Source organism: Bacillus sp. BC08 (assembly GCF_054326875.1).
The window spans coordinates 926,514-940,577 of the sequence record NZ_JBTGPA010000031.1 but is presented as its reverse complement, the minus strand read 5'-3'; the positions used below and the strand labels follow the sequence as shown (position 1 = coordinate 940,577).

Below are 14,064 nucleotides of genomic sequence, written 5' to 3'. Positions count from 1 at the left end.
ATGTTTTGTGCAAAAATCACCGTATTTTCAACGCTCTCCGCGTGTGAAAGTAGATATACCGACAGGGGATGTTATTATTCATGATCCACCGAATATACCGGAGGAGCCGAAGTTTTCAATTGAAACAATGTTACTGCCTGCAATGATGACGGTTTTAACATTGGTATTATATTTTGTAATGATGAAATTTATGAAGATGAATTCAAGTTATATGCCATTAATGATGGTTTCAAGTATTCCGATGTTGGGATCATATATAATTACAACGATGGGGCATTTCCGTAAAAAGAAAGAATATCGTCAAATGGTTGAACAATTACAAACAAGATATTTAGAGCAAATTCAAAAGCATCGAGTGGAATTAGATACGTTAAAGGTTGAACAAGCAAAATATTTAATTACACAAAACCCAAGCCCATTAAAAAGTGTACAGAGAATTGAAAATCGGGAAAGTAATTTATGGGAGAGAACACCTGAAAGTCCAGACTTTTTAGATATCCGTATTGGTACAGGAGAAAGACCATTTCTTGTAGAATTGAAGGTGCCTGAACAGAAAGGTTATGAAGAAAATCCATTAGTTACAGAAGCGCAAAATGTCAAAAGGGATTTCAATACGATACCAAATGGACACATTTCCATTTCTTTGAAAAAAAACGATGTAATTGGTGTAGTTGGAAATAAAGAAGATAGACTAAACTTTATTCGAATTGTAACGACGCAAATTATGACGCATCATGCACCAAATGAAGTGAAAATAGCAGCATTTTATCATGAGAAAGAGAAAAAGCAGTGGGATTGGATGAGGTGGCTTCCTCACGTATGGGATGAACAGAGAAGTATGCGCTTTTTATCTGAAAATCAACAAGATGCACAGAAACTAGCTGAAGTACTATTTACCCCACTTAACATGCGTAGAATCTATAATTCTTCTGCGCAAGCGGATGCAAAAGTTCCTTTAATTCCGATGTATGTCTTTTTCTTATCAGCGAGAGAATTTTTAGAAGATGATCCTTTAACTCCAATGTTACTTAGAGAAGGTGAAAGTGTAGGGGCTTCTACATTTATTTTTGCGGAACAAAAGGAACGGTTACCGATGGAATGTGATCTTGTAATAAGTTTAAATGGAGAAAGTGGTGAGTTAGTAGAAACGTTTTCAAGTTCAGCAGAAAATAGTGGGACAACGCGTGCTAGTTTTAAAGTAGATCGACTTTCATTCGAACGATGTGAACTAGGAGCGCGAAGCATTGCTCCAATTCGAATGAAAAGTTCTACAGCAGCCAACATTCCGAAAGTATTAACATTTTTAGACTTGTTTCAAGCTAAAAATATGGAAGAGTTACAAGTACTAGAGAGATGGAAAGAAAATCGATATCCGACTTCATTGCCGGTTCCAATTGGTGTAAGAGAAGGAAGTAAACCTGTTTTTCTAAATATTCACGATAAAATAGAGAAAAAGGGGCATGGTCCGCACGGTCTAATGGCTGGTACAACTGGATCAGGAAAAAGTGAAGTAATTCAGTCCATAATAGCCGCGTTAGCGGCAACCTATCATCCTCATGAGATGGCATTTATGCTTATCGACTATAAAGGTGGTGGAATGTCAAACACCTTTGCGGGATTACCGCATATTATTGCATCTATTACGAACTTAGAAGATCCAAACTTAATTGAGCGTGCCAGAATTTCATTAAAGGCAGAATTAGAGCGTAGACAAAAATTATTCATTCAGGCTGGAAATGTTCAGCATCTAGATGAATATTATGAAACAAGCTGGCGTGAAAAAGAACCTTTACCACATTTGTTTATTGTTATTGATGAGTTTGCTCAAATGAAAAAGGAACAACCAGAATTTATGGACGAGCTAATTAGTGTCGCTGCAATAGGAAGGACGTTAGGAGTTCACTTATTATTAGCAACTCAAAAACCTTCAGGGGTTGTAAATGACAAGATTTGGAGTAACTCGCGTTTTCGAATTTGTTTACGTGTACAAGATGATGCGGATAGTCGTGAAATGTTAAAGATTCCAGATGCATCAAAAATCAATGTACCAGGACGAGGGTATCTCCAAGTTGGTAGCAATGAAGTATTGGAATTATTCCAATCAGCATGGAGCGGAGCACCTTATAATCCAGATGAAGAGAAAGTTCTTGATATTGTTGATTTTACAGAAGTTAAGCTCTCGGGTGAAAGAATAAAAGTGAAAAAGCGTCCAAAACCAATGACAAATAGTCCAAAACAACTACAAGCTTTTATTCAATATGTACAGAGCGTATCAGAAAAAGAAAATATTAAAGCATTACCAGGACCTTGGCTGGATCCATTACCGGAAAAATTATTGTTAAAAGAATTTTATGCTATGGAAGATTGGACAATTGCTGAGTGGAATAAATCAAAAGAATATTTACAAGTAACGGTAGGATTAATTGATGATGTTGCAAATCAAGCTCAATTTCCTCTGAAGTTAGATTTACAAGAAGGGCATTTAAATATTTATGGTATGCCAGGTACAGGAAAAACGACGATGTTGCAAACAATTATTATGTCTCTAGCTGTATCTCATACACCATCAGAAGTGAATTTCTACGTTATTGATTTTGGTCGAATGTTCTTAGATTTTAGAGATTTACCTCACATTGGCGGGATTATACAAGAAGGCGAAAATGAGAAAATGAAACGTCTATTCGGATTTTTAAAGAAGGAAATCACGCTTAGAAAAGAGAGTTTTTCTAATATCGGTGCAAAGTCATTCTCTATGTATAACCGAATGGTAGAAAAGAAAATACCAGCAATAGTAGTAATGGTAGATGGTTATATAAGATTCAAAAATGAATTCGAGAAAGAAAATGAAGTATTAGAATTATTATTGCGTGAATCAAGTACATACGGAGTATATTTCTATTTTTCTCTGAATCAAACAATAGATATGTTCGATCGTGTTCGTAATAATATACCAATGGCACTTACATTTGAATTGCAAGATGGAACAGAATATCATAACTTAGTTGGCAGACCTAAATTCCCGTTAATTGAAGTTCCTGTTGGCCGTGGATTAATGAAAGGGCAACCGCCGGAATTATTCCAAGCAGCATTGCCGTTTATTGGCGAAAGTGAACTTGAGTACTCGCAACAATTAAAAACAATTATTCAAAAAATGAATGGAGAATGGAACGGTGAAAAAGCAAAAGCTATTCCAATGGTGCCTAAAGAAATATTTGTAGAACATATGATTGAAAAATTAGAAAGAGCTCATATTTCAGCAGGTATAGAAACAGAGGATATTCGTTTGCAAAGTTTTTCTTTAGATGAAATGAGTCATATATTTGTTGGGGGAAGAATAGAAGGTGGAAAAACATCACTTTTACAAACACTTCTGTTCACTACTACATACCAATACTCTCCTGAAAAGGTTGAGCTATACTTAGTAGACCTTGGTGAAAGACCTACAGGCATATTAGCTCTTGGAGATTTACCACATGTGAAGAAGAAAGTTACAGATGGTATGCAATTAAAAGAAATGTTAGATGAATTGTTAGAGCTAATAAATAATAGAGAACCAATAATGCCTTCTATAGATCCAAACGCAACAGTGGAGATTCCATATAAGAGAGTAATCATTGCGATTGATGATATCGATCAAATGTTAACTATATTATCTACTGATTATGAGGCGAAAAATAAAATGGAACTAATAGTCCAAAACTGTAAAAATAAAGGAATCCACTTTATGACAGCTGCTACTACGTCTAGCTTAAATAGCTATTCTCATGAAAAATGGTTTGCGGAAATTAGAAAGAGAAGTATTGGATATTTATTGGGAACGACACAAAATAACGATGTGTATTTCTTTAATATGAAACTGCCACATACTGAAATGGATCAAGAATTATTAAGCGGGGATGGATATTGCATACGTAGAAAGCCAATAAAAATAAAATGTGCATATACACCATTACATTTACTTCGCACGATGACAGATAAAATTAGTGTAAAATGGTCTGAATTAAAAGTGAAATAATATTAAAATAGGGTTGAATTACTAAAAAATAGAATATTTTTGTAATTTAACCCTTTAAAAATTGTATGAATATAGTTTATAATCTAATTGTTGTATCATTTATGATTTGAAAGGGGAAATTATTACGATGGCAGAAATTAAAATCACACCAGAAGAACTTGAAAGAATCTCAGGGAACTTTAAAAATGCAGCAGGTGAAGCTCAAAGCCAAATTAATAGACTTGAAGGCGATATTAATAGTCTAGAAGGTCAATGGGCTGGGGCAACACAAGCGAAATTCCGTGGAGAATTTATTCAATCTAAACAAGCAATGCAACAATATATTCCAATTTTAGAAGGTATTTCTACAGATTTAAAACGTATTGCTGATAAATTCCGTAACACAGATAACGCATACTAAGAATAGAACAATTGCAAAAGACCAGGAGCTATTGTTCCTGGTCTTTTTTTGAAAAATTGTTATACGAGAGTAAGGGGATAAAATGGGATTCCGACCAGAAGTAGGAGAAAAAATTAGTCTTAATAAAGATGTTTATCGTTTTGAGAAACACCCAGCTGTAATTGGTATTGAAATGCCCTATGGTCAAGAGGGAAGACAAGGAACAGTTTATCAATTACAACAGGAAAATGGTGTAGAACGAATTGCATTAAAAGTTTTTAAGGAACGCTATCGTGAGGAAAAACATCAACTAGCATTTTTGAAACCACTTTCTTCCTTAGTGGGTCTGAAAGTGTGTTCACGCTATATCGTTACTAAAGAAGAACATACATCTGCTATCGAAAAATCAGAAGATCTTGCTAATAGTATTGTAATGCCTTGGATTGAAGGTCCAACTTGGGCGGATATTTTACAAGAACAACGAATGTTATCAAAAGAACAATGTTTCTTTATTGCAGAAGCATTTCTTACAACACTTAAAATGATGGAGGAAAATGAAGTTGCTCATAATGATTTATCGTCTAGCAACGTACTTGTACCTTTCTTAAGTGAAAATCCAATTGAAGGCCAACACTATATCGAACTTGTTGATGTTGAGCAAATGTATGGCCCAAAAACGAAAAGACCTTCGTTATTGCCAGCAGGTTCAGCAGGCTACGCACCAAAGTATTTGACAAGTGGAGTATGGCAAAAAGAAGCCGATCGCTTTGCAGGCGCCATTTTACTAGGAGAAATATTAAGTTGGTGTAGTGAAGAAGTACGAAATGAAAAATGGACGGATGCAAGTTACTTTAAAACGGAAGAAATACAGACAGAATGTGAAAGATATATGTTACTTCAGCAAGTATTACATAATCAATGGAACGAGGAAATTGCAAAATTATTTAAGCAGGCATGGAGTAGTAATTCTTTTGCAGAATGCCCAAGCTTTGCACAGTGGTACGATGTATTTAATAGCGCGAGAGAAAGAATAAAAATTGATGCGGAAAGGCAGTCAGCAGAAGAACACTCTCTTTTTGTATCAAAATGTTTGGAAATTGCAAGATTATTAGAAGAGAGAGGATTTAAACAAGCGGCATTATATGAATATAAAATAATTTTCAATTCACTCAATCCATCAACAGCGCTGCAAAAAGAACTCGCATATATCATTCAAACTATGGAGAGTCAAGAGCCTGAAATAAATAATAAAATGGTCCTACAACATTATTTGGAATTAGCTACTGAATTGGAACGAGAAAACAATGCAGCATTTGCTTGTTTCGTCTATTCACGAATCGTACAATTTCCAAACATTGATCAGGCGTTAAAACAGGAAATTGAAAGCATTATTAAAGAGATAGAAGAAGAGCAAGGAACACAGTCGCAGCAAGAAGTAGCAGCTACAATTACAGTGCCAAATAGCATTCTACAGAGCCGAAAACAAACAAAAAAACAAGTGGAATATGATATAGATGATGAGATTTTAAATGCAAAAGCATCCAATCAACCACTTACAGTAGCACATGAACAAAGTGAACCATCACCTTTTTCTAAATGGTGGAAAAAGAATAAAAAACGAATTTTGATTATTGGTTCAACTGCAGTTGTTGTTATAGGTGGTTCAACGTTATTTTATTTCTATACAACAAACGCTAAATATCAAAAGTATATGGAACAAGCACGACAAGCTTATGATGATAAAAAATATACAAAAGCTGAAGAAGCTGTTGTACAGGCAATTGCTGTGAAGGGCAAGGATGAGGCTTATCTCCAATTAGCAACGATTTACGTTGCTGAAGGGAAAAATAAAATTGCAATCGATTATATTACAAAACTAATAAAAGATAGAGAAATCGATAAAGAAAATAATGAAGCTGCGTACCTATTAGCTTCAGCGAATTTCCGCATTGGGAAATATCAAGAAGCGGTGCAAAATTTTGAACAAGCGTTAGCGAATAATGCAAAAGGAATTGAACCATACAAAAAAGATGCAATGCGCGATTTAGCTGTAAGTCATATGAAAATGAAAGAATTTGAAAAAGCGGAAGATGTTATTGTCAAAATGAGTACGAAGACAAATGAAGATAAAGCAATTGTTTCGTATTTAAAAGGTCAATTATCAACCGCAACGGTACAGTTAGATAAAGCAGAATCTTTCTTTAAAGAAGCTATTATGCAAGATTCAAAGAATGCCATATATACAATTGAACTTTCAAATTTATATGTGCTTTGGAATAAAACAAATCTAATTGATAGTGCGAAGAAAGAAATGAATTATCAACAAGCATCTCACATTTTACAAGTAGCGATTCAAAAAGATATGAAAAATATTGAGTTGTTAAATCAACTAGGAATTGTGTATTACGAAGCGGGTCAATTTTATGAAACGCGAGATGGTGCAAAGAGTACTGCTGCATATCAGCAAGCGTTAGAAGCTTACAATAGAGTTGTTAGCAGTGGAACACGCGACATAAATACGCTTGTAAATATAGGGATTTTATACGATAAAGTGGGACAAGGGAATGAAGCAGAGAAGCTTTTCACAGAAGCATACTCACAAAATGATGAAAATCCACATGTGAATTTTGCATTCGGGATGTTTAAAATTAAACAGAAAAAATACGAGGAAGCAAGTCGTTTCTTAAGAAAAACAGTGCAAGCAAATGAAAATGAATCCGAAGTAAGAGCCGCCCAAGAAAAACTAACAGAAATGAAAACAAACGGTTGGATTCAATAAAGATAGGAAAAGGGGAAAAGGACATGGAGGAAAACAATAATAACTTAGGGAAAAAAGTCGCTATATCAGTAATGTCGGTAGCATTACTAGGAACATCAGGATATCTTGTGTATGACAAAGGCTTTAAGACAGCAGGAAAAGAACAAGTAAAACTAGCAAGTAATACAGAAGAGAAAAAAGATGATCGTATTACAGGGGGAGATTTACAGTCTATGTTCCCAAATTTAGTCGCTGATCCTGCAAAAAAAGATGAAAAACCCGGCGAAAAACCAACTATTAATTTAGCAGACTTAATTGGGAATAATAAATCACCAATTACGCCAGTAACATATAAACCAGATGAAGTATCGGTGGAAAAGAAAGATCCACAAATTAAATTATCGGATGCACCAACTCCACAAAAGTTAGATTTGCCATCTAATATGGGGGGACCTGTGGCGGATATTCCTAAGTCACCAACTGAGCCGAATAAACCAGTGGACACTAAGTTACAGGTAGATCCAAAGCCACCAGTAGATCCAAATACGCCAGTGGATCCAAAGCCACCAGTAGATCCAAATACGCCAGTAGATCCAAAGCCACCAGTAGATCCAAATACGCCAGTGGATCCAAAGCCGCCAGTAGATCCAAATACGCCAGTGGATCCAAAGCCGCCAGTAGATCCAAATACGCCAGTGGATCCAAAGCCACCAGTGGTAGATCCAAAACCGCCGGTAGTGGATCCGAAGCCACCAGAACCAACACACCCAACGATTACAGTATCACCAAAAACGGGTGATATTTTAGTTGAGTGGTACGCAGGAAATGGAAAATACTACTCATCTGTTTTCTTTAATGATTTTTATACGAGTCAAAAAGAACTGGATGAAAATGCATTAAATAATTTAACGAACTACTATAGCAAAAAAGAAGACTGGACGCTCGTTAGCCAATTGAATACACCATCAAAATCAAAATCGATAGCAGAACATAAGTTAGCATTAGATAATGTAGAACAAATTCTTACAAGTGGTGAATATTCAAATGAGAGAGCACTATTCTATTTACGTAATCAAATGAATGTATTAAATGAATCGGTTACTACACAAGAAGAATTACAAAGATACCTGAGTGAAAATAAGAAAGATTATATTAAATCTGTAGCAGCAAAAGTCTATCAAACAGCAATAGAAGAAAAAAGAGAGTGGTCAAATACAGGGGATGTAGCATCTTTAGAACAAGCATTAAGTAAATTTTATTTAGTTACATCAGTACTTGAAAGTGTAGATCCTACATTAGTAGAAAAAGCGAATCAAGATGTAGAAGATATTTTCAACAAGCTATTACAAGAAGAATTACAGAACCTTAATATCCAAACAACAGTAGTGCAGTCTGCAACTGAGACAAAAGAAAAAGCAAGCCCTGTAAAAGAAAATACTAGCAGTAATGAAGGAAAAGCAGTTACAGAAGATAATAAGGAAACAAGTACAACAACTGAGAAAAACAAAAAAGATGAAAAGACTGAAGGTGCCAAAAATAACGAGAAAACAAGTAATATCGATTCAAGTACTCAAAAAGCACAAGTAAAATCTGAACCATTTAGTCAAGAAATCGATCAAATAGAAACATATTTAAATCCAGCGAATCCACAATATGAAAATGCTTTACTATTAGCAAATAAGTATATTGACGGTGCAACAGGAGAACAAAAAGAAAAATTAGAACAGCAATTTAGTGCGGCTGTAGAGGGACTTCGTGGACAAATTAAAGATTCTAATTTCAAAGTCGAAGATGCTATAAATAAAGCGAATTTATTAGCAAATACGGCAAGAGTAGAAAAATCTGTTCAAGATGAATTTCACAAGTTATTAATGCCGCTAATGTTTGAAAGAAAAGCAAACGATGCTGCAAATAATGGAGAATATTATACAGCAGTATTAAATATTGCAAATGCAATTCGTACAAAGCACCCATTGGAACGTTCAAGAGAAGAAATGGTTAATTATGCGAATAAATTATGGACAGAGACAGAAAATGAATGGAATAAAATAAATGGAACGACAGGATGGCAAAGTGAAGTAAGTAAAAACTTATTACCATCATACACATTACTTGCACAGTTAAAGGATATTGATAAAACGATTGGCCAAATTAGTGGTATGAATATGATTGATAATGCATCCAAAAAAATGGAGGGAATTCAACTTATTCAGTTAGCAGGTGATGAAGCAAATAAAGAAGGGCAAACGAGCCTTTATAATGCTTTACATTATTATGGTCAAGCAGCTTCCCGTGGTGTGGTTGACGAAGCAGGATTTTCTAATGTTGCTAGTCTTGTAATTAAAGAAGCAAAACAGTTAGAAAAAACGCAATATAAATCAGCGCTAAACAACTATCAAATTTTATATAAAACACCAGGTATTGAAGCGTTAGGAATTAAAGATGGGGTAAAAGCGGCAATTGAGTATTTGAGTACATTTGAATCTGCAAAAGTAAGCGGGAATAAAGATACAATTGAAGATTTAGCTTCAGCAATTGAATTAACTTATCATTCTATGGAACTAGGGTATCCAGAAGCAGATGCAAAAGAATGGATGAATACAGTAGCTCTAAAAATGTTTAATAAAGGCGCAGGGTATATGTCCGCAACTGATACGAATAATGCATATAAATGTTTTGAATTTTTAAGTCGTGATAAATATGCAAATGCTATTAATGGAGAAATAACGAAACAAGCAAAAGAGAATGTAGAAAAAATTAAATCTATGAACGTTAAAAAATAATTGGATTTAACATTCGCCATCTTACTTTGCGTAAGATGGCGAAATTATTTCGCATAATGAGTAAATATTAATGAGTTTAGTAGAAATTTGAATTTTACTAAACTCATTAATTATTCATTAAAGCCACACTATGCATAATACAGAATTTGAAAGGTGGAAAAAAGATGATTAGCAATTTAAAAAGGGAAGCATTAGCCTCATTGAAAGGCCGATGGGGATTAGGGGTAGGCTCAACGTTTCTTAATTATCTCATCCCCGTAGCAAGTATGTATATCATTGGTATAGTAGTATTTCTAATTTTTGGTTTGTTTATAGATATTATAGGACCTGAGAACTTTGTATATTATTCATATGGCGAACCTCAAATTAATTTTGGATTGATTTTATCTCAAATTATTGTATGGGCTATTATTTTTATTCTTTATATTGTTGTACAAAGTGTTATGAGTTATGGCTATTATACAATTACATTACGTTTAGCGAAAAATGAATCTACCACAATAGGTGATCTATTTGCTGGTTTCAATTCAAATAATATATTTAGAGCTATGAAATTAGGTATCTTACAAACAATATTTATTAGCTTATGGAGTCTTTTGTTCATTGTTCCAGGTATTATTAAATTTTTCTCTTATTCTATGGCTTACTACATTATGTTAGAGGATCCAGAATGTACAGCAAGTGAAGCAATTAAAAAAAGTAAAATGATGATGAAAGGACATAAGTTAGATTTATTTATCACTTGGTTAAGTTTCATTGGTTGGTTTATTTTAGGTTCATTGGTGGGAATATTCACACTAAATCTTCCATATCTTTGGATTACGCCATATTATACTACTACAGTATCACATTTCTATTTAAATCTAGTGAATAGAACTAATGATTCAAAAGAAGTACCAGTAATCAATATTCAAAAATAACGAATTTAAATTTTGCATAAGGAGTGAAGTTCAATGAGTTTACTAGAAATTTGTCCATTAGATGAGGCGTTAGTGGAAGCTTTACAGAATGAAGAAAGAAGAGTTCATTTTTATGAGATATTACAGAAATCAAATTTGTATGTTGTTGCTTCTGTAGAGGGAGATACAACTGTAGATGAAGAAGGAAATTTGATTTCAACTGATAATACACAATTGCAAATTCATTATTTTGAAATGGAAGAAGGATTAATGTTACCACTATATTCTGATTTGAAGCATTTAGAAATGGTTATTCCAGAAGAATGTCCGTATGTCTCTATGAATGCAGTTGAATTATTAAAGACGATAGATTTAGATGCAAATGTAATATTAAATCCAGGAACAAAATTTCAAAAATTATTTGTAAAGGAAGAAATTGAAGCGATTTGTGATAATAGTATTTTTGATGTTTTTTCTAAAGGGGATAAGTAAAATTTGATGCAGTTCTATTCATTTTTGGTATAAAATAGAGGAAGGTGGGAGAAGGTTTGGAAATTAAGGTCAAACCTGAACAACTCGAACAAATTGCCAAAAACATATCAGAGATGCAAACACACAGCCAGAATATACAACAGAATCTCAATCAATCTATGTTTAGTATTCAAATGCAATGGCAAGGAGCAACGAGTCAGCATTTTTATGGGGAATATATGAGATCAATGAGACTCATGGAATCTTACATACGTAACTTACAAGTTACAGAAAAAGAATTACGGCGTATCGCTCAAAAGTTTCGTCAAGCAGATGAAGAATATCAAAAGAAACAAAATGAAAAATTGAAAGAAACCCATAAAACAGAAAAGAAACATGAAAAATCATGGTGGGAAAAGGGAGTAGAAGGGGCAGCTGAATTCATTGGAGTAAATGATGCAATTCGTGCAGTTACCGGTAAAGACCCTATTACAGGGAAAGAATTATCATCAAAAGAAAGACTCATCGCCGCAGGATGGACACTCCTAAACTTTGTTCCTGTTGGAAAAGTGGCAAGTCTTGCTGGAAAAGGAATAAAGTATGTCGCTTCTAGCTTTGGGAAGACGATTGTAAAAGCAGGAAAAAGACTAGGCGAAGGCGTAACAATGGTAGCCGGAAAAGCTGGAAAAGCAGCCGTCGATGGTATAAAAACAGCCAGCCACAAAGTAAAAGAGGGTGTAAACTTTGTAGCCTCCACAGCAAAAGGCTTTGCCGACAAAATTGGAAGCCTATGGAACAAAGGTGCCACAACCGTAAAAACAACCTTCTTGCAGGGGAATGAAAAGATCCAGCACGCAGTAAAAACATTACTGGAATACAAATGGATCCCAGGCGAGGGAAAAGGCTTCGCCATGGCTGGAGTAGGAAATGTCTCAGGAGGAGGACAGTATTCTCTGAAAGAGGCTTATCAGTATATGGAGAGTAAGGTTGTTAAGGGTACGGGTAAAGAATATAAAAACTATAAGGATGTAGAATATACTGGAACAACTAAAGTTAATGGAGAAGTAAGGGATATTAGCAGACGGGTTTTTCAAAGGTTAGATATTGATTATATGAGAATTGACCCTAAAACTGGTATGACAAATCTCCAATTGATGAAAAAAGGAAGAGCACCAATTTGGCAAGATGGGACTGCTATAGAACTTCATCATTTAATTCAAAGAGAGCCCGGATCAATGGTGGAGCTCCCGGGTAGTATGCATAAGGAATATTATAAAATATTGCATGGCTTAGTGGAGAATGGTGGAAGCTTTAGAAACGACCCTGTGTTAAAAAAGCAATATGAAAATTTTAGGTCGAAATATTGGAGATGGAGAGCTAAACAAATAGATAAAGCTGAATTATAAAAGGAGGAATTTTGAATGAATAAAGAGGAATTAACCAATTTTATTAAGATAAATATGGAATCAGATGACTTTACTGGTGGAGTAGATAAAAAACAAGTTGATTATGTTCAAGATACCCTACAGTTAAAATTGCCAGAAAGTTATAAGTGGTTTTTAACTAATTATGGCTCTGGTGGGTTATTTGGTGTTGATATTTTAGGGGTGGCTAAGTCTAATATAGCTTCTGTTGTTATTGAAACAGAGAGTTATAGAGATTTAGGAATGAGTGAGAATTTAGTAGTTATTGAAGATATTGGGGAATATGCTTATTGTCTAGACACTAGTAATATGGAAAACAATGAGTGCCCAGTAATAGCATGGGATAGACAAGGTGGACTTGATGACTACAATACAGCAAAGAATTTTTATGAGTTTTTATCACAAAGGTTATTGGATGCAAAAGAAGCATGGGAAGAAGAGTTTTAATATAGATAAATGACCTTGTTTAGCTTAAAGCTGAATAAGGTCATTTTTATTATAAGAAGATTAATTGTTTATGATGAATAGAAGTTATAAGTATTATTTGTATATTTTTGTTTTATATATAATGATATTTAAAGTTTCATACGTAGGTAGACAAGAAAAGAGAATGAAAACGAATTTGTTTTTGATGTGGATAGAAAAAATATATGGTGTTTGAAAGTAAGTACTCCATGATGGTTGTACCATCATGGAGTACTGTGTGCAATGATAGAATAGAAAACGAGGTACGAGCTTAGGCGAGATGACATTTTACTGGGCGATGATGATAAACACATGGAATGTATATTAAACTAACGAACTCGTACAAACTCGTAAGTTTTAACGTAGTAGTTGTCACGACATATAAAAGGTGTCATACTGTTACAATAAAACTTACAAAATTAATGCTACTTAAAGCACTTGATTGTCGACTAAAGGCAATGAGTGCTTTTTTGTGTTTTAACGTGAAAGTTTAAAAGAGGATTATAATTTTATAAGTGTATTAATTGTTAAATTTTATAGATTGTAATGGCTATGTACAGTATACGACGATAGTAGAGGGAAAAATAAAGGGCTGTGTTATGTTTTGAAGTCATCGTAAAGTACGTTTTAACGGATGATGTAAAAATACATATAATAAAAGGTGAAGTGACGTTAACTACAGCGGTAGATAATACTATTCAACAAAAAGAGTCATCGCAACAACAAGATAAAGATGATCCAGAAGAAGGTACTGCTGATAGTGATGATGATGACGGAGGATCATAAAAAGGTTTCTCAACAAATTTTAATATATCCCTTGACAGTTACAAATATAACCGATATACTTCATATTAATTTCAAAAGAAAATA

The 14,064-nt window shown here is 34.1% G+C and carries 9 protein-coding genes; all 9 read left to right on the top strand.

All coding sequences use genetic code 11. From position 1 onward, the window contains the following. Positions 1–7: 7 nt before the first annotated feature. The 9 genes from essC to ACXVYO_RS15325 all read left to right on the top strand — a co-directional run bounded on the left by essC (position 8) and on the right by ACXVYO_RS15325 (position 13,980). Positions 8–4,015, top strand: coding sequence for a type VII secretion protein EssC (essC, locus tag ACXVYO_RS15365; RefSeq protein ID WP_458467685.1), 4,008 nt, complete (start codon positions 8–10; stop codon positions 4,013–4,015). Positions 4,016–4,142: 127 nt separating this feature from the next. Then, a complete protein-coding gene (locus ACXVYO_RS15360) occupies positions 4,143–4,415 on the top strand; it encodes a WXG100 family type VII secretion target (RefSeq protein ID WP_002141592.1) in 273 nt (90 codons plus the stop codon). A gap of 82 nt (positions 4,416–4,497) precedes the next feature. Then, a complete protein-coding gene (locus tag ACXVYO_RS15355) occupies positions 4,498–7,173 on the top strand; it encodes a tetratricopeptide repeat protein (RefSeq protein WP_458467684.1) in 2,676 nt (891 codons plus the stop codon). Between the two features lie 23 nt (positions 7,174–7,196). Continuing rightward, positions 7,197–9,935 (top strand): hypothetical protein, encoded by a 2,739-nt coding sequence (locus tag ACXVYO_RS15350; RefSeq protein WP_458467683.1) that lies wholly within the window; start codon positions 7,197–7,199, stop codon positions 9,933–9,935. A 164-nt stretch (positions 9,936–10,099) separates the two neighbouring features. Next, positions 10,100–10,855: a DUF975 family protein gene (locus tag ACXVYO_RS15345; RefSeq protein WP_000625107.1), complete on the top strand. Its 756-nt coding sequence runs from the start codon at positions 10,100–10,102 to the stop codon at positions 10,853–10,855. 33 nt (positions 10,856–10,888) lie between these two features. Continuing rightward, positions 10,889–11,326 (top strand): SseB family protein, encoded by a 438-nt coding sequence (locus ACXVYO_RS15340; protein ID WP_458467682.1) that lies wholly within the window; start codon positions 10,889–10,891, stop codon positions 11,324–11,326. 56 nt (positions 11,327–11,382) lie between these two features. Then, positions 11,383–12,711: a WXG100 family type VII secretion target gene (locus ACXVYO_RS15335; protein WP_458467681.1), complete on the top strand. Its 1,329-nt coding sequence runs from the start codon at positions 11,383–11,385 to the stop codon at positions 12,709–12,711. Between the two features lie 15 nt (positions 12,712–12,726). After that, a complete protein-coding gene (locus ACXVYO_RS15330) occupies positions 12,727–13,176 on the top strand; it encodes an SMI1/KNR4 family protein (RefSeq protein WP_001030887.1) in 450 nt (149 codons plus the stop codon). Between the two features lie 612 nt (positions 13,177–13,788). Further along, positions 13,789–13,980 (top strand): hypothetical protein, encoded by a 192-nt coding sequence (locus tag ACXVYO_RS15325; RefSeq protein WP_458467680.1) that lies wholly within the window; start codon positions 13,789–13,791, stop codon positions 13,978–13,980. Positions 13,981–14,064 lie beyond the last annotated feature (84 nt).

Bases quoted from the DNA above. Each gene is read 5' to 3' on its own strand.
- ACXVYO_RS15355 (WP_458467684.1), top strand. From the start codon at position 4,498: ATGGGATTCCGACCAGAAGTAGGAGAAAAAATTAGTCTTAATAAAGAT.
- ACXVYO_RS15340 (WP_458467682.1), top strand. From the start codon at position 10,889: ATGAGTTTACTAGAAATTTGTCCATTAGATGAGGCGTTAGTGGAAGCT.
- ACXVYO_RS15350 (WP_458467683.1), top strand. From the start codon at position 7,197: ATGGAGGAAAACAATAATAACTTAGGGAAAAAAGTCGCTATATCAGTA.
- ACXVYO_RS15360 (WP_002141592.1), top strand. From the start codon at position 4,143: ATGGCAGAAATTAAAATCACACCAGAAGAACTTGAAAGAATCTCAGGG.
- ACXVYO_RS15345 (WP_000625107.1), top strand. From the start codon at position 10,100: ATGATTAGCAATTTAAAAAGGGAAGCATTAGCCTCATTGAAAGGCCGA.
- ACXVYO_RS15330 (WP_001030887.1), top strand. From the start codon at position 12,727: ATGAATAAAGAGGAATTAACCAATTTTATTAAGATAAATATGGAATCA.